This window comes from Micromonospora sp. NPDC007271 (assembly GCF_040634005.1).
Taxonomy (GTDB): Bacteria; Actinomycetota; Actinomycetes; order Mycobacteriales; family Micromonosporaceae; genus Micromonospora.
The window spans coordinates 28,692-45,141 of the sequence record NZ_JBEYER010000027.1 but is presented as its reverse complement, the minus strand read 5'-3'; the positions used below and the strand labels follow the sequence as shown (position 1 = coordinate 45,141).

Here is a 16,450-nt window from a genome sequence, read left to right as displayed (position 1 = left end):
CGATCGCGACCGGCCGGTCTATACCGGTAATGAGGATCCATGTCACGCCTGACCACGTCAACCCCCTAAAAGCAAAACGGCAGGTGCGGGCGGCCTGCCACGACCTGAGCGTCCAGCCACCCGCAGGAGACAGAGGCAATCCCGTTGCGCGCGGGCCACAGCCAGGAGTTGATGTCGACGACCGCTCCGCGCAGCTCGGGCAGCTCGAAGACGAACGTGCCCCGCGGGCCTGGGATTGGCAATGATGGCAGAGCGGGCATGACTCGCTTCGGACGATCAACAAGGCGTAGGAACCTCGATGGTCTTCCAAACCGGCCATGCCCGCCCTGCTGCCACCAGCAAGGACACATCTATACCAACGTGCCGTTGAGTATTAACCCGTGGTGCCGACCGAGTGGTGTTGCGCGATCTCGTCGGCGGTGAGGGCATGGTCGTAGACGGCGACCTCGTCGAGCAGCCCGGCGAGCCTGGTACCGGCGTCGTCACCACGGGCCCCGAGCTTGAGGCTTCCGGCCCCATCGGTCGGGCCCACCTTCGTGGCGGCCGAGCCGTCGAGCCGTCCGTCGAGGTAGACCGAGATGGTCGACCCGTCGTAGACCGCAGCCAGGTGATGCCACTCGTCCGGCGAGACCACCGTCCGCCCTTCGACCGACGCCAACTGCCCGGCTCCAGCCAACGTGAGGGCGCTGATCCTGCCGCCGGGCAGCACGCGCAACAGGTAGCCGTTGTAGGCGGGTGCGTCGTACTTCTCGACCACACTGTGCTGCCCGCAGACATCATTGAGCTTCACCCATGCCTCGAGGGTGAACGAGCCGCTGACGCTCAACGAGGCCGAATCCGGTACCGCGATGTAGCCAGCGGTCAGCTCGGCGGCGGTGTCCGGATCGCCCGTCAGCGCGCCTGGGCGGCCCAGTGTCACCGCGCCTGTGTGGGTACCGCCGTTGCCGGTGCCGGAGGAGTCCTCGGCGCTCGTGCCGGATCGCTCACCCAGCCGCCAATAGCCGACCGGCTTGTCGGCCACCACCTGCGCCGCATAGGCGGGCTCGCTGGTGACCGCCAGCTGCTGAGTCGCCGCCGACTGCGCGGGTGCCGAGCCCGCCGGAGCCGCCGACGCGCTGCTCTGCACCGGACCGGGCTGCGCGCTGGGCGACTGTCCGGGGTTGCCGAGCACACCCTTGATGTAGTGGGAGTCGATCTGTGCCGGGGTCAGGGCCTTGTTGTAGATCGCGACCTCGTCCAGGCCGCCGACAAAGCGGTCCGCCGCGTCGTCTCCACGCGCGCCCAGCTTGAGGCTGCCCACGCCGTTGGTCGGCGCCTTGGCCATCAGGGTGGACGTCTGCAACTGCCCGTCGAGGTAGGTCCGCAGCGTCGTTCCGTCATACGCCGCCGCCACGTGATGCCATCGCAGCTGCTCGACACTGCGGGAGCTGGTCACGCCGAGCTGCGCTTGGTCGGCGATCGTGAGCGCCTGCAGCTTGTTGCCGTTGACCAGGCGCAAGGCGTAGCCGTTGCGCGACGGCAGGCAGTCGCCGCCGTCGTACTTCTCGACGATGCCCTGCGGGCCACCCGCCGCGTCCTTGACCCAGGCCTCCAGCGTGTAGGCGCCGGTGATGCTGAGCGAGGCGCTGTCCGGAATCTCGGCGTAGCCGTCGTCGAGTCGGACTGCGGTGTCGGCGGAGTCGGCGATCGCCCCTGGCTGGGACCGGCCGACGCGGCCGCGGTAGGCGCCGTTGTTTCCGTTGCCGGAGGCATCGGCCACCGGCTGGCCGGCGGCGTCGTCGAGCCGCCAGTAGCCCACCGGCGCGTCCCGCTTCACCAGCGCGGCGTAGTCCGCCGCGTCCGGCCGGGCGACCCGGACCGACAGCGAGGTGGTCCGCGCCGTACCGCCGGACGGTCGGGTGACCACGTCGATCCGGTAGTTCCCCGGCACTGCGTCAGCGGGTACCTGAACCGAGGTCGCGAGGTCGGACCAGGTCAGCTTCTGGCGGCTGCTCACGCTGAAAGGCAGCTTCGAGTCGCGGACCGTCCACCCGGCCGGAACGCCGACCTCGACGGTGCCGCTGACCATGCCCTGCCCGAGCGCCTCGACCTCCAGGTCCAGCGCAGACGTCTCACCGGGCTCCAGCAACGGACGCGGGGTCGCCACCTTCGTGGCCTCAGCGCTCGGCGCGTCGGCCACCTTCGTCGTCTTGTACGTCGCCCGGACCGTGACCGCCGTCGTGGGCCGGCCGAGGTCGACCAGCTCACGCGCGGCGTCGTACGTCACCGCGCGGCCGTCGACGGTGACCCCGGTCAGCTGGTGACCGCGTGGCGCGCGCAGGTGCAGCACCACGTCCGTCAGCGGTGCCCGTCCGGCGACCACCTGCGGTGGGTCGACCCGCACGGTCAGCCGACCGACCGCCAACTCCGAAGTGGAGGCGAAGCCGACGTCGCCGAAGGAGGTCGGCAGGTCGGAGACCTCGATCCGCTCCCCGTCCGCGAGCCAGGGCCGCGGCGTGGCCGGTGCCAGGTGCAGCCGGGTCGGCACGCCGTCGGCGTCCAGGTCCTCGCTGACCAGCAGACCGCGCATCGCCTCCAGGTAGGTGGCGTTATTCGGCGACAACGGCGGCCAGTACTGCGACCGGTAGTACTCACCGAACTGCGGGCACGGCGAGATCGTGGCGCCCTCGCCGCCGACGAAGGTGTTCGGCGTGAGGTCGTGCGCGAGCATCCCGTAAAAGCTCAGGTCGAGACGGTCGGACTCGGCATTGTCGGCCAGGAACCGCATCAGCGAATAGCCATACTGCTGATCGATACCGCTGGACTTGTACCCGGGCACCGCCGGCCACTGGTTGGGCCGGAGGTTCTGGCAGACACCGGGATCGGCGCTCGACAGGTTGAACCTGGTGAGGCCGAGGAACAGCGACCCGTGCTTGTAGAGGTAGTCCCGCAGCCCGGTCGCCGTCGCACTGCCCGGCTCGAACAGGCCGGTCGCGAGCGCGTACGGCATGATCAGGTTCCAGTAGCTGCCGAGGAAGTCGGTGGTGACCTTGTCGTACGGCTTCGACGAGGCGGGGTCCAGCAGGCCGATCGGCACGAACACCGAGCCGTCCGGCAACACCGTCTTCGACTTCTCCACCGCCCTCAGCAGCGACGAGCGCAGGCCGGCCGCCTCGTCGAGGAACGGCGTCGCCTCGTCGTCACGGCCCGTCAGCCGCAACGCGACACCGATGTCGCGCAGGCCGCGCCAGACCTCGGACTGGTGGTGCAGGCCGTAGACCGGCTCCGGGATGTCGGAGGCGTAGCGGGTCTTGGCCAGCAGACCGTTCGGGTCCGCGACGCGTTGCCGCTTGAAGTCGGCGAGCCAGTCGCGGAACGTCGGCAGGTTCTCCTGCAGTACCGACCCGTCGTTGGTCTGCAGGTAGTACGTCGCCACCGTCTGCAGCTTGATCCCGCGCTCCCAGGACACGAAGAAGCTGCCCTGGCCGCGGCGCAGCATCTCGGTGAGGTTCGCGCGCGCCTTGTCCTGGTAGCCGAAGTCGCCGAGCGAGGTGACCGTCGCCGCGATCTCCGGCACCCAGGCGAAGGACTTGTCCAGCGACTCGTAGCCGTTGCCGACGGTCAGATTGAAGCCCATCACGAGGTTGTTCAGCAGCGTGCTGCGCATGGCGTCCGCGGCGTACTTCTCCGGGATCTTGACCTTGGCGCCGGCGTTGAGCTGCGCCGTCCAGTAGTTGCTGGTGCGGGACTTCGCAGAGCCGTACAGCTCGGCGGACGGGCGTAGGGCGGCGAGCTCGGCCGGCTCGTTCGGCATGACCAGGTAGAGCTCGGCCTTTCCGCGGCTCAGGTCAGGCGTGAAGGTCAGGTCAGGCGCGGACCAGGTCGCCGCGCCGCTGTACGCGACCACGGTCTTCCCACCGAGGGTCAGCAGCCCGGGCTTGGCGACGACGTCCGCCACCTTGTCACGGCTCAGGTTGAGCCGGAGCCGCGGGTGCGCGTTCGCCGGCCCGTTGACGACGAACCGCAGCATGCTGACTGCCGGGCCGCCCGGGGTCGGCGCGGTGACGAACGACTCGCGCTCGTAGCGGACCCCGGCGGCGTCACGATAGGAGTTGGCGAGAATCGGCAGGTATCCGCCGGTCAGGCGGGGCTCGTCCGACCTCGCCTCGGCCTGGCCGTAGCGCTCGGACCCGGCCGCGCCGACGAAGAAGCGGACGCGCTGGGTCGCCCGCGAGTCCGACCATTGCGACATCAGCTCGCTGCCGTCGGCGACGTGCAGCGAGAAGTCTCGCTCCTCGGCCCACCGGCTGGGGTCCGGCGCCGGATAGGTGAAGGGCAGGTAGTACCAGGGCGAGGCGGCGTCCGTCGTACCAGCGTGGTTGGCCGGCACCAGCAGCGGCTTGACGTTGGCCATGGTCGGACCGTCGGGCAGGCCGAGCAACTTCTCGCCCCAGTGGTCGGAACCCTGGTCCAGCGCGTGGTTCACTCGACCGACGTAGCCATCGGGCAAGGTCAGGTCATCGCGTGAGCCGCGCTGGTCGCTGGCCGTCGGTTCGCTGACCGTTTGCTGGCCGACTGCCTGGATGCCGGCCGCCTGGACGTCCGCGGATACCTGCACCAGCAGGCCGGTCGCCAGCGTCACCACCGTTAGCAGCGATAGCGCCGCTCTCGATCTCGTGCCCATTTGATCCACCTTCGCGTGGAGTATCGTGCAGAATACTGGACTAGTCCAGTAACTCTGGAGCATCCTGCTCGCCGGTGTCAATACAGTGGCTGAGGACCCTTTGCGCCTTGGCGCGCCGCATCTGCGGTGTCGGATCGTGTTGGCGTGCGCGGAGCCTGGGGCGACCAACAATCAGGTGGCCGCCGATTTGCGGGTGTCGCGGCCGACGGTGGGTCAGTGGCGCAGCCGGTTCGCGCAACGGCGTCTGGATGGTTTGGTCGACGAGGATCGGCCGGGCCGTCCGCCGTCGATCAGCATCGACCAGTGGAAGAGGTGCTGGTGTCCACGCTGGAGGAAACGCCCAAGGAGGCTACGCACTGGTCCCGCAAGTCGATGGCCGAGAAATCGGGGTTGTCGAAGTCGACGATCGGGCGGATCTGGCGCAAGTTCCACGTCAAGCCGCACCAGGCCGACACGTTCAAGCTCTCGACCGACCCGCTGTTCATGGAGAAGGTTGTCGACGTGGTCGGGTTGTATCTGGACCCGCCGGCCGTGCGGTGGACGAGAAAGTGCAGATCCAGGCATTGAACCGCTCCCAGCCGGTCCTACCGATGATGCCTGGCATGCCCGAACGGCGTACCCACGACTCCGATCTCCATCAACTCCAGGAGCGCGGCGCCTCGCTCCGCCAGCCACAGGTTCGGCAGGGCGGCGCCCTTGTGCTTGCCCCGGGCCCGTAGGTAGCGGCTCAGGGCGCGGGCGGTCTTGGGCCCGAACCGTACCCGCCGATCCTTGGCGCCCTTGCCGTGGAAGTGCACCGACTCCGTGTCGAGGTCCACGTCGGCAACGAGGAGGTTGCCGACCTCGGACAGCCGAGCGCCGGTGTTGCAGTACAGCCGGATCAACGCCTCGTCGCGCAGATTGGCGAAGCCTTTACCCTTGCACGCGTCGAGGAGCTTGCCGGTGTCCTCGTCGCGCATCACCGGGATCAGCTTGCGGGGTGTCTTCGGCTGCCGCACCCACTCCATCGGCGAGCGATCGATGGCCTGCTCGTCGACGAGCAGCCACTTGAAGAACTGCTGCAACCCCTTGTGCTTGTTCAACGCGGTCGAGGCGGACCTGGTGTCGATCATCCAGGCCTGGAACGCCTCCACGTGCGCCCGGGTCACCGCGCACGGGTCATCGGCCGCGTCCTCGGCGTCCGGGTCCGGCGAGTGCTCCCCGAGATAGCGGCCAAGTTGCGCGGCGGCGAGCAGGTAGTTGTAGCGGGTGGTCTGCGGTAGTTCCCGGCCCGCAGCGACCGGTCCCAGTCCCGAAGGAACCCGGCCCAGGTCCGAGACAGTCCGACGGTGAGCTTTTGAAGATCCAGTAGTGGCATGGCAACCTGCCCGGGTCAAGGAGTCCAACAGCGGCGTGCTAGACCGGGCATCCATGCCAAGCAATGAAAAGAGGGTTTCCGCAAGTCGCTGACCTGCGGAAACCCTCTCGCTGTCGGGACGGCCGGATTTGAACCGACGACCCCTTGACCCCCAGTTTTACAACGATTCTGTCACGCGATGCCCGGAACAGGTCGGAACGTCCTTAGAAGCGGACAGAAGCGACAGCCGGAAATGCTGTTCCGTCCCGCGTTTTACCGCCTCATCCGCCGGATCCGATCTTCTCTGTTACCGGGTTCGTTACCGCAGATCATCAAGGGCTTCCCATGCCAGATGGTCCAGCCGGGCTGCATCGCTCGACCGTCAATGGCTCCGGCCATCGATCGGCATGCGCTGCGGCCCGACACACAGTGACACCACCCCCTGCCCCGCAGCGCCGTCGACTACCGTGGGTCATAGCGTTGTCGTCAGGGAACAGCCTGAGGAGGCTGGTCGATCATGGGTGGTGCCGATATCGGCGGAGCGCCGGCCGGTTCACGCTACGCCGACCAGCGGCCCTACGTCGTCGCGGACCGGCTCGATGACCTACGGGGGCCGACGAGCGGCGTGGTTAGCCTCGACCGCCGGCTCGACTGGTCCGGGCGTGCGCGCTACGACCTGGGCAATCCTCGGCGCCTGGCAAGCATGTACGAGACCGTACTGCGCGAGGCCACCGCTCCCGACGACCTCATCCAGTGGCTGGACGCCGCGACCCTGCTGCGCCTGTGGCCGAGCCTCGTGTTGCCCCCACAGGTTCGCCAACTGTGGGAAGCACGGTTTTCCGAACTGGCCACCGCGCGCCGGCACGCCGCATAGTGGCCGACCGGACCCCGCCGATCCATCGCCGGCTGGCGCAGATCGCCCTGCAGGTCGGCGGCCAATACGGGTTCGCGTTGGCCGGCGGGCATGCGATCGCCGCACACGGGATCCTCGACCGCCCCAGCGAAGACGTCGATCTGTTCGCCGACTGGCAACGCCGCGCCGATTTCCCCACAGCCGTGGACGAGGTGATCGCTGCCTACCGTGCCGAAGGCTACCGGGTCGACCTCGACCTTCGACTCGACACGTTCGCCCGGCTGCACGTCACCGACGCAGCCCACCCGGACCAGCAGCACCGTGTGGAGCTGGTCGCCAACTGGCGCGCCCAGCCGCCGGTTCAGATGGACATCGGTCCGGTCCTGCACCCCGACGACGTCATGGCAGGCAAGATGGACGCGCTTTACAACCGCGCAGCCGCCCGCGACTTCCTCGACATCGACGCCGCCATCACCAGCGGCCGGTACACCCTCGACCAGCTTTGCGAACTCGCCCAAGCCGCCGACGACGGATTCGACCGAGCGATGTTCGCCACGTCGACCGCTTCGACGACGAAGACTTCACCGACTACGGCCTGACGTCGGATGAGATCGCCGGATTGCGGGCTCGCGTCTCCACATGGCGAGCCGCGCTACTTCGAGAAGTCGAGTAGAGCCTCCCTGTCCTGACGCCTCCGTCTACCGGGCCCGTCCGACTCACGGCACGTCCGGGTCGGGATGCTCATTCCGACAGCTGCTCGCGGCGGCGTCATCGATGAGGGAGTTGTCGAGGAGCCAGTCGATGGCCCGGCGGGTTGCCCGGGCCTGATGAAAGGCGTGCCAGGCCGCCAGCAGGTGCGGATACTCCTCGTACAGTTCGTCCCTGAACCGGCGGAAGGCGCCCCTGCCCTGGATAGCTCGCTGAAGCCTACGGCCCACCCGCTCGTCGCTGACCCGCTCGGCAGAGTCGGCCATGTCTCGGCCAGACTGATGGGGGCAACGCCTCGATTGGGGCCATGTCGAGTTCGTCGAGGTCCACCGGCGTCTTCCCGTCGATGCCGCGTCTGCCGTCCAGATCATGATCTCCCCGCTGGCCGGATCGATGAGCCAGCGGTACTCGTACGTGCTCTGGTCCTGCAGCGCCGTTGCGATCTCAATCGAGATTGAGGTGGCGTACGTCGAGCATGGTGTCCGCTCCCGTTGCGGTGGTCGTCTACAACTACGGTAGGTCCGCTTCCCTCTTGACCGCGAGACTGCCGGCCCGGCCGATTGTCAGCACGGAGACCCGAGGCCGTGAGGCGACTACTGCTCCAGCAACTTGGAACAGGGAGACCGGGCAGCTACAGCCCAGCGGCGTCGAGCGTCTTGAGGAACGTCGGCCGGCGCTTGTGCGCGATGCGCAGCTCCGCGATGTACCGCCCGAACGCCCCGGGTTCTCTTGCCGCCTCGTACGCCGTCCGAAGGGCGGGGAGCAACGCGACGGCTCGTCGGTAGCGCCGTTTGTCGGCCGAGTCGAGGATCGTTTTCTCGATGAGGTCCCGGTACGGCTGGATCACCTCCTCCGGATGCGTCGCGGCCCGCCTCTGCAGCAGGGTCTGCCACTGCGGTCCGCCGAGCCACCGCTGGTGGTGCAGGGCCACCTGCCAGGCCTCGTCGTCACGGCCCGCCGCCAGCAGCACGTCAACCAGCTCCGAGGCGTACGCCGGCTGCTGGTCAACCCGGTCGCGCAGCACCTGTATCGCCCACGCCGTCGGGTCGTCGCCGCCGACCGTCCCCATGATGTCGATCAAGGAGCGGTAACCCGCAGCGGTGGGATGCCGGGCGAACTCTTCCCGCCGGGCCGCCACCGCACCCGACTTGTCACCAGCGGTGACGAGCATGTCAACCAGGAGGTTGCGGAGCCGATCGGTGTACGGAGAGCCCGTGTTGGCGGCCACGCCCCGCCGGGCCCAATCGATAGCCTCATCCCTGCGGCCGGCGGCACGTAACGCCTCGGCGATCCGCTGGTACTGCACGGCGCTGGTGAGGTGTTCGGCCAGCACGGCGACGTACCGGTCGACGTCGCCCGACACCTCGGCGAGCTGCTCACGCAGGTCACGCACCGCGAACGCGGCGGTCCACGACTCCGGGTCGGCGACACGCGCCCGCTCGGCGACCAGCCGCTCCACCTCCGCGATCCCCCGCTCCCCCAGCGCCGAAGCGAAGTCGGCCAGCCGGATCCGCGGCCAGCCGGGACCGTCGCACTCCAACTTCACCAGCCAACCGGCCAAGCTGACCGGATTCGGCAGTGCCGCCGCACAGGCCTTCGCATACAGGTCCATGAGCTCCTGCAGGTCGTCACCGACGATCCCGGAGGAGTCGTCCATATACATCAGCGCCCGCGTGATGCGGTCGACGGCCTTGCGCAATACCGGCACCGCGAGTTCCGCCCGCCCCACGGCGACCAACCGAGCACCCTCCTCGGCCACCTGGCGGGCGGCCTGCGAGTACTCACGTCGCCCCCGGTAGGGATCGCGCCGGCGATCCCAGCGCAGCCGGTCCACCAACACCGTCAGCTCATCACCGGTCACCGGTCCATCTCAGCAGACCGCGACCCGGACCTCGGGAACGCGCCGCTTATCCTGTGGGCGTGCCGGATGACCAGGACCTGGATAACGCGATCAAGACGATCCTCGTCGACGCCTACGGCGCCGACGAGCAGCACACCGCGTTCCTCACCGTGATCGAGGACGAGACCCGCTTGCCCACCACGGCGGCCCTGCTGGGCACCCCGGTTGTCCTCACATCCATTGATTACACGAACGAGGCACGCGGCATCGTCGCCACCTGTCACGGCCCGCACGGCATGGGCGAGGTCACCTTCGCCGACCTGGCGTTCCCGCCGGACACGGTCACCGCCTGGATCCATGCCGCCTACCGGCGCTATCTCGGCCTGACGCCCTTCCCGGCCCAACCGAGACCCGAATGGACCTGGCCCAGCACCTGACGCTGCCTCAGCGCGGCGAGCGTACGCGGCCAGCCGCTCGCTTACCGGGCTGACCCGCGGCCTCGGCGCCCGCCGGAAATGCTCCGGTTTGTACGCGCGCAGAAGCTCCTCGCCGTCGCGGGCCCAGTCGAAACGCGGCTTCTTCAACAGTCGCCGAAACACGACACTGGCCCGCTCGGGATCACGCTCCGCCAGCCGCCGCAGCACCAGCGGGGCGACGCTGTCATCCTGCAGGTACGCCAGCGTGTGCTCACGGTAGCGGCGGCGGCGCAACAGGTTCGGATCCGCGAACGCCGCCTCCACCAGCCCGAACTCGGCGTAGAAACCCAACCCGTCGACCTCGTCGTAGATCATCGCCACCGTCTCCGCGTCCACGACATCCGGCGGCAACTCCAACCTCGCCGGCTCGTCGCCGGCCACTGCGGAGGACGACGTGGCAGAAACCTCCGCGCGACAGAAGGCGTGGTAATCGGCCATCCGGTCCACTACCTGATCGCCGGCCACCACCACCAGATCACTGCCGAAGAACCGCACGAACCTGTCCCGGTCCTGGCGTTGCACCTCCCACGCCTGGGCCAGCCTCTCCGGGTTCCGGTACACCGCCTCCGGCGCGCGCAGCGACATCTCCAACGCCATCTCGTACGCGACGTCCCGCTCCTGCGCCCGCCACACGTTCATCGGGCCGCTGATCATCCACTCCTCGCCCACCGCCACCAGCCGAGCGAGTAGGAACGACCGACGCGGCGTACGCCGGAACACCGACGGACCCATGTTGGAACGCACCCGGTAGGTCAACTCATCAACGAGGTGTACCACCAGCAGCGCAGCCCCGTCGCGCCCCTTCACCTCGAACGGCCCCTGCACCACGTCCCGCCATCCCAGCAGCATTCGCCGCTCCAGCTCGGGCAACTCCGGGTGCGCGGCTACGAACTGCTCCACCACCGTCCGGCCGTTACGCAGCCGATGCTCCAGGACGAAGTAGTCCCACAGGATCATCATTGTGTGCTCATCAAGCGGACCCCGACCGCCATGCTGGCTCGCGAGCACATCGTCGAACGCCCGGTCGTAGCGCGGCTGCTGCGAGAACGCCACCAGCTGCCGCTTCAACTCACCCGCACGATTCAACAGATCATCATCAACGCTGACCGGCACGCCTGTTCATACCACGACCCGACACCCGCGGGATCCGACACGCTCACTGCCCAGCCGCCACCTCACCGAGCCCGCGACAGGCGCCCTCCGACGACCGTGCTGCATGCAGAAGGGTCCTCGATCTACCGAAGCCACAGCCGCCGGCACCTGCAGCACATGACGCGAAATCAAGGAAGCAACATGCCGGTCCATCCGCCATCAGCGCGAAGTCGCAGGCCAGAGCCGGTGAGCGCGAGGGGAACGACGGCCAATCCGCGGCACGGTTACCGCCATCAAAGATCATCCGTTACCGGATGTTACCGCCGTTACCTGGGAAGGTCTTCATCTCCCCAGGTCAACCAGTCGGGACGGCCGGATTTGAACCGACGACCCCTTGACCCCCAGTTTTCCAACGATTCTGTCACGCCGTGCCAGAACAGCGCGATACATCCACACATCCGGACAGAACGACATCACGCATCACGTCCTAACGCCATCCCATGTCAGCCAATCCCCCACCGGCGGGCCTTCGCTGTTACCAGGTCCGTTACGGCGAACGGTCAAGGACCCGCCCTGCCGCCCCATCCAGCCGGCGGTGCCCGAGTGCTGGCGCTGCACCCCCACGGTGTGACGGCCCTTTTTCACGCCGGCCGGCGCCCGTTTGTTGAACTGGTCAGCTCACATCGACTCAGTTCAGCGTCCGAGTTCGACCTCGATCTCCACCTCGACGTCGTCGCGGACCTTGAGCGCGCCGAGGAAAGCCGAGTACGGCTTGATTCCGTACGCCGACTGGGTGACCACCGTGGTGGCGCGGTACCGGTCGGGTGTCACCTCGCGTACCTCGACGTCGACGGGGGCGGCGACCCCGTGCAGAGTGAGCGTTCCGCTGATGGTGGCGGAGTCGTCGCCGGCGACGACGCGGGCGGACTCGAAGGTGGCAGTCGGGTGGCGGTCGACGTCCAGCGTCCGCCGGGCGTTGTTCTCGATCTCGCCCCGGTCCTTGTCGGTCAGCGGCCGCGCACCGCCGGTGCCGGCCCGCACGGCCAGCGATCCCAGCTCCACGCGAGCCGTCGCGGTGGCATCCGCCGACCCGGTCTCGGGAACGTTCACCTGCACCGACCAGTCGGTCACCTCGATCGTCAGGTCGTGGCCGACGGCCGACCCTGCACCCTTGCGGCCGGTACGCAGCAGCATGCGCCCGTTGTCCGGGCCGAACCGCAACCGGCCGGTCCTGATCTCCACCCGGCCAAGCGTAGGCGGATTCATCACCACCCGTGCCGCGATCAGCCGCGTCTTCGCGCCAGCGCCGGGTCTACGCCACGTCCATCGGGCTACCGGATCCGCCAATCAGCCCCGACGCCACGGTCGCCTGCGCACCTGTCCCTGCCACTGCCCACACCGGATGTCCGCAGGAGGCCAGGTACACGCCGCAGTGCAGGCACCGGACCAGGTACGCGTCGGCTCACCGGCCCCGTCCATCCGCGGCAGCATCTCGTCGGCCTGATCTGTCGGCCATCCGAGCCTTGACACGCCGACGTCCCGGAATCGAGTGCGGGCGGATGACGGCCGCGGGCGGATGACGGCGGCTCCGCTGCCCTCAGCGCCGGGCGCCGCCCGGTCGGCCTCGGCCGGTCCCGGAGGCCCGCTGACCGATGCGCGGAGCCCGTACCACCGAGGAGTTGCCCGATCCGGGGCGGAAGTCCCGCGCCGCACCGGCAACCATTTCGTCGGGATCGCGACCGAGCGCCTGCCGAATGTGCGGCGGGACCACCTCCGACGTCGCCATCGCCATCCGCACCTGCACCGAGCGGTCGTCAACCAGGCATCGCAGATCCGCCTCGGTCAGCTCGACCGCGAGCACCAGCGCGGCGCGGACGTCCACCACGGGATCCTGGGCGAGTGCGCTGCGCTGGGCGGTGGTGGTCCGCGGGTTGCGGGCGAGACCCTTGCGTACGCGTGCGGTGCGATCGGCCATCAGGGCGGTGATCACGTCGGGGTCGTGGGTGTGGGTGGCGAGTCGTTCCCGTACCTCTGGTGAGACGTCCTCGACCAGCCGCGCGGCCAGCTCGGGCTCCAGTTCGCGCCTCTCCGCGAGGAGACCACGAAGCTCCTTGTCGGGGGCCTCCGCCATCACCCGGCGAATCGACTCGTCGCAGGCCGGATTGCCGGCGACCCCCCAGCGGACCCACCGGTCGGCGTCCTTGACGAGCCGCAGGAGATTGGCGACCGAGGTCGAGGGGTTTCTCGCCACGGCCTCCCGGACGTGACGATCATGGTCCCGGGTCAGTGGTCGCAATGCCTGCGCGGGCGCGTCGGTGCGGGTCGCGACCGCCTCACGGACCACGGCCGACGGGTCGGACGCCAGGTCGATGAGAGTCATCTGCGGCGTTGTGGGGTCCTGCGCGAAGGCGAGCCGCGCATCGACGCTGCCACCCGTCACACCGTCCGCGGCGGCACCTGACCCACTGTGACGGTTGGTCCCGCCGACGTCCTGCTGTTTCCCCATGGGCGCCATCATGTCACGGGCCGACCGGGGAACCGCGAGCCCTGACCAGCGCTTGACGGTGGTCGAAGCATCACTTCCGCGGATCCCCCGGCAGGTCGACACCGACGCGCGGCCCCCGCAGAGGCACGAGCGGGGCGACCTGGCTCCTGCCGGCCTTGGATGTCAATGGTTTCGGGGGGCCACCAGGCCGGATTCGTACGCGAGGACCACAAGTCGGGCTCGGTCACCGGACGACGAGCTTGCGGGTGCTCGACGGTGCGAGCAGGGCGTCACCGCGCGAGGTTCTCCACGGTCCATCGGATCGACATTGACGCGAAATCAAGGAAGCAACATGCCGTTCCATCCGCGATCGGCGCGAAGCCGCAGGCCGGAGCGGGTGAACGCGAGGGGGCAGACGGCCAATCCGCAGCACGGTTACTGCCATCAAAGATCATCCGTTACCGGATGTTACCGCCGTTACCTGGGAAGATCTCCATCTCCCCAGGTCAACCGGTCGGGACGGCCGGATTTGAACCGACGACCCCTTGACCCCCAGTCAAGTGCGCTACCAAACTGCGCCACGTCCCGTTGCCCCCGCCTGGTCTCCCCTGCGGCAGCCGGTACAGCTTAGCGCAGGATCTTCATGCGGTGCGCACAGGCCCCTCCCGCGTCGCGGGTGCCCCGCAGCACTCCCCGTAGAGCGTCCTAGGAAAGAAGCCGCCGGGGGTTTCCCGGCGGCTTCTGGACGGAATCTCAGCCGTGGGCCTTGCCGCGTCCGCCCGGGCCGACCTTCTTGCGTGGGCGTACCGAAATCTCGATCGGGGTGCCCTCGAAGCCGAACTCCTCGCGGAGCTTGCGCTCGACGAAGCGCTGATAGCCGGCGTCCAGCGGGCCGGTGGTGAACAGCACGAACCGCGGCGGGGACGCCCCGGCCTGGGTGGCGAAGAGGATGCGCGGGGCCCGGCCGCCGCGCACCGGGTGCGGGGTGGCCTGGACCAGGGCGGTGAGCCACTGGTTGAGTTGCGCGGTGGGGATGCGGGTCTCCCAGCTGGCCAGGGCCTTGCGCAACGCGGGGGCGAGCTTGTCGACCGCCCGGCCGGTCTGCGCGGACAGGTTGAGCCGGATCGCCCAGGGGATGCGGCGCAGCTCCCGGTCGATCTCCTTGTCCAGGTAGTACCGGCGGTCGGCGTCGACCAGGTCCCACTTGTTGAACGCGATGACCAGGGCCCGGCCGGCCTCGACGACCATGGAGAGGATCCGCTGGTCCTGCTCGCTGATCACCTCGCTGGCGTCGAGCAGCACCACCGCCACCTCGGCCGCCTCGATCGCCGAGGCGGTGCGCAGGCTGGCGTAGTACTCGGTGCCGCTGGCCTTGCCGACCCGCTTACGCAGCCCGGCGGTGTCCACCAGCTGCCAGGTCTCCCCGCCGATCTCCACCAGGCTGTCGACCGGGTCGACGGTGGTGCCGGCGACCGAGTCGACCACCGCCCGCTCCTCCCCTGAGAAGCGGTTGAGCAGGCTGGACTTGCCGACGTTGGGCCGGCCCACCAGCGCCACGCGACGCGGGCCGCGCGGGCGGTGCTCCACCACCTTCGGCGCCTCGGGCAGCGCGTCCAGGATGGTGTCGAGCAGGTCGCCGGAGCCGCGGCCGTGCAGCGCGGAGACCGGGTACGGCTCGCCGAGGCCGAGCGACCAGAGCGCGGTCGCCTCCATCTCGACGGCGGCGTTGTCGGCCTTGTTCGCCACCAGGATCACCGGCTTGGCGCTGCGGCGCAGCATCTTCACCGCGGCCTCGTCCACGTCGGTCGAGCCGACCGTCGCGTCGACCACGAACAGCACCACGTCGGCGGTGGCGACGGCGGCCTCGGCCTGCGCGGCGATCGCCGCGGCGCGGTCCTTGGCGTCGGGCTCCCAGCCGCCGGTGTCCACCACGGTGAACGCCCGCCCGTTCCACTGCGCGTCGTACGGGACCCGGTCGCGGGTCACCCCCGGGATGTCCTCGACGACCGCCTGCCGGCGGCCGATGATCCGGTTGACCAGCGTCGACTTGCCCACGTTGGGTCGGCCGACCACGGCCACCACGGGCTGCGGGCCGGCCGGCTCCGCGGCGTCGAGCTCCGGCTCGCGCAGCTCGACCCAGCCGCCGATCTCGTCGCTCATGCCGCCGCCCCCCTCCGCTTTTCGGCGGCGCGAGGCGCCGCGCTGTTGAACCGAATGGTCCGCTCGTTCACGCCACACCCCGCTCGGCGAGCAGCTCACGCAGCCGGGCGACGACCTCGTCGATGCCCAGCTCGGTGGTGTCGAGCACGACCGCGTCCGGGGCCTGCTGCAGCGGGTTGGTTTTGCGGGTCGAGTCGAGCTTGTCGCGCCGGGCCAGGTCGGCGGCGGTCGCGGCGACGTCGCTGGCGTCCTCGGCGCTGCGCCGCTGGGCGCGGGCCGCCTCCGACGCGGTCAGGTAGACCTTCAGGTCGGCGTCGGGGGCCACCACCGAGCCGATGTCGCGGCCCTCGACCACGATCCGGCCGGCGTTCGTGATCATCTGCCGCTGCCGGGCGACCAGCAGCTCGCGTACGGCCGGCACGGCGGCCACGGCGGAGACCGCGCCGGTCACCTCGGGGCCCCGGATCTCCTTCGCCACGTCCACGCCGTCCGCGGTCACGCCGTACCCCTCGGGGTCGGTGCCGATACGCAGGTCGACCTCGCTGGTGACCTTGGTCACCGACTCGGTGTCGGTCAGGTCGACGGCGGAGCGCAGCACCGCCCAGGTCACCGCCCGGTACATCGCACCGGTGTCGAGATAGCGGGCCCCGATGCGGACGGCGAGCCGCCGCGAGACGGTGGACTTGCCCGAACCGGATGGCCCGTCCACCGCGACCACGCACCGTCCGGTCCGTTCGTTCTCCCCCACCGTGTTCCTCCTCAGCCCGTACCTCGCCGGCCGCCGGTGTCTTCGGCGCCGTTGAGCGGTTGTCCCTCGTCCATGATGCCCGCGGCCGT

At 69.2% G+C, this 16,450-nt stretch carries 10 protein-coding genes, 1 tRNA gene and 2 pseudogenes; 3 read left to right on the top strand and 10 right to left on the bottom strand.

What is annotated here, in order from left to right; all coding sequences use genetic code 11:
* Positions 1–373 precede the first annotated feature (373 nt).
* Positions 374–4,726: a LamG-like jellyroll fold domain-containing protein gene (locus ABZ570_RS12625; RefSeq protein WP_358061241.1), complete on the bottom strand. Its 4,353-nt coding sequence runs from the start codon at positions 4,724–4,726 to the stop codon at positions 374–376.
* Positions 4,727–4,781: 55 nt separating this feature from the next.
* Here ABZ570_RS12625 and ABZ570_RS12620 point away from each other — a divergent pair.
* A pseudogene (locus ABZ570_RS12620) lies at positions 4,782–5,289 on the top strand (IS630 family transposase); the annotation flags it as partial.
* Here the strand turns inward: ABZ570_RS12620 and ABZ570_RS12615 are convergent.
* Positions 5,248–6,075: a tyrosine-type recombinase/integrase gene (locus ABZ570_RS12615; RefSeq protein WP_358061238.1), complete on the bottom strand. Its 828-nt coding sequence runs from the start codon at positions 6,073–6,075 to the stop codon at positions 5,248–5,250. The pseudogene ABZ570_RS12620 and the gene ABZ570_RS12615 sit on opposite strands and share 42 nt — an antisense overlap.
* 441 nt (positions 6,076–6,516) lie before the next feature.
* Between ABZ570_RS12615 and ABZ570_RS12610 the strand changes: the two genes are divergently transcribed.
* Together ABZ570_RS12610 and ABZ570_RS12605 are read left to right on the top strand one after the other, a co-directional pair.
* Positions 6,517–6,873 (top strand): hypothetical protein, encoded by a 357-nt coding sequence (locus ABZ570_RS12610; RefSeq protein ID WP_358061235.1) that lies wholly within the window; start codon positions 6,517–6,519, stop codon positions 6,871–6,873.
* Between the two features lie 20 nt (positions 6,874–6,893).
* Positions 6,894–7,525: pseudogene (locus tag ABZ570_RS12605) on the top strand (nucleotidyl transferase AbiEii/AbiGii toxin family protein).
* 43 nt (positions 7,526–7,568) lie between these two features.
* On the opposite strand, the gene ABZ570_RS12600 reads toward ABZ570_RS12605, so the two are convergent.
* The 8 genes from ABZ570_RS12600 to cmk form a co-directional block, all read right to left on the bottom strand.
* Entirely contained in the window at positions 7,569–7,826 is a 258-nt protein-coding gene (locus ABZ570_RS12600) for a UPF0158 family protein (RefSeq protein WP_358061233.1), read from the bottom strand.
* A 365-nt stretch (positions 7,827–8,191) separates the two neighbouring features.
* On the bottom strand, positions 8,192–9,421 hold the full coding sequence (locus tag ABZ570_RS12595) for a DUF6880 family protein (RefSeq protein ID WP_358061230.1): 1,230 nt from the start codon (positions 9,419–9,421) through the stop codon (positions 8,192–8,194).
* Positions 9,418–10,989, bottom strand: coding sequence for a hypothetical protein (locus tag ABZ570_RS12590; RefSeq protein ID WP_358061227.1), 1,572 nt, complete (start codon positions 10,987–10,989; stop codon positions 9,418–9,420). Before ABZ570_RS12590 ends, ABZ570_RS12595 begins: the two co-directional genes overlap by 4 nt.
* Positions 10,990–11,661: 672 nt before the next feature.
* Positions 11,662–12,210, bottom strand: a complete 549-nt coding sequence (locus ABZ570_RS12585; protein ID WP_358061224.1) for a YceI family protein — start codon at positions 12,208–12,210, stop codon at positions 11,662–11,664.
* Between the two features lie 355 nt (positions 12,211–12,565).
* Positions 12,566–13,348, bottom strand: a complete 783-nt coding sequence (locus tag ABZ570_RS12580; RefSeq protein WP_358061221.1) for a hypothetical protein — start codon at positions 13,346–13,348, stop codon at positions 12,566–12,568.
* A 619-nt stretch (positions 13,349–13,967) separates the two neighbouring features.
* Positions 13,968–14,041, bottom strand: a tRNA-Pro gene (locus tag ABZ570_RS12575).
* 165 nt (positions 14,042–14,206) lie between these two features.
* Complete coding sequence (der, locus tag ABZ570_RS12570) at positions 14,207–15,613, bottom strand: ribosome biogenesis GTPase Der (protein WP_358061218.1); 1,407 nt, start codon at positions 15,611–15,613, stop codon at positions 14,207–14,209.
* A 67-nt stretch (positions 15,614–15,680) separates the two neighbouring features.
* Positions 15,681–16,361, bottom strand: a complete 681-nt coding sequence (gene cmk, locus ABZ570_RS12565) for a (d)CMP kinase (protein WP_358061215.1) — start codon at positions 16,359–16,361, stop codon at positions 15,681–15,683.
* Positions 16,362–16,450: the final 89 nt, after the last annotated feature.

What these genes read in the sequence shown, in the direction of transcription:
- ABZ570_RS12625 (WP_358061241.1), bottom strand. Translation starts at nt 4,726, where the DNA reads ATGCTCCAGAGTTACTGGACTAGTCCAGTATTCTGCACGATACTCCAC.
- ABZ570_RS12615 (WP_358061238.1), bottom strand. Translation starts at nt 6,075, where the DNA reads ATGGATGCCCGGTCTAGCACGCCGCTGTTGGACTCCTTGACCCGGGCA.
- ABZ570_RS12610 (WP_358061235.1), top strand. Translation starts at nt 6,517, where the DNA reads ATGGGTGGTGCCGATATCGGCGGAGCGCCGGCCGGTTCACGCTACGCC.
- ABZ570_RS12600 (WP_358061233.1), bottom strand. Translation starts at nt 7,826, where the DNA reads ATGGCCGACTCTGCCGAGCGGGTCAGCGACGAGCGGGTGGGCCGTAGG.
- ABZ570_RS12580 (WP_358061221.1), bottom strand. Translation starts at nt 13,348, where the DNA reads ATGACTCTCATCGACCTGGCGTCCGACCCGTCGGCCGTGGTCCGTGAG.
- der (WP_358061218.1), bottom strand. Translation starts at nt 15,613, where the DNA reads ATGAGCGACGAGATCGGCGGCTGGGTCGAGCTGCGCGAGCCGGAGCTC.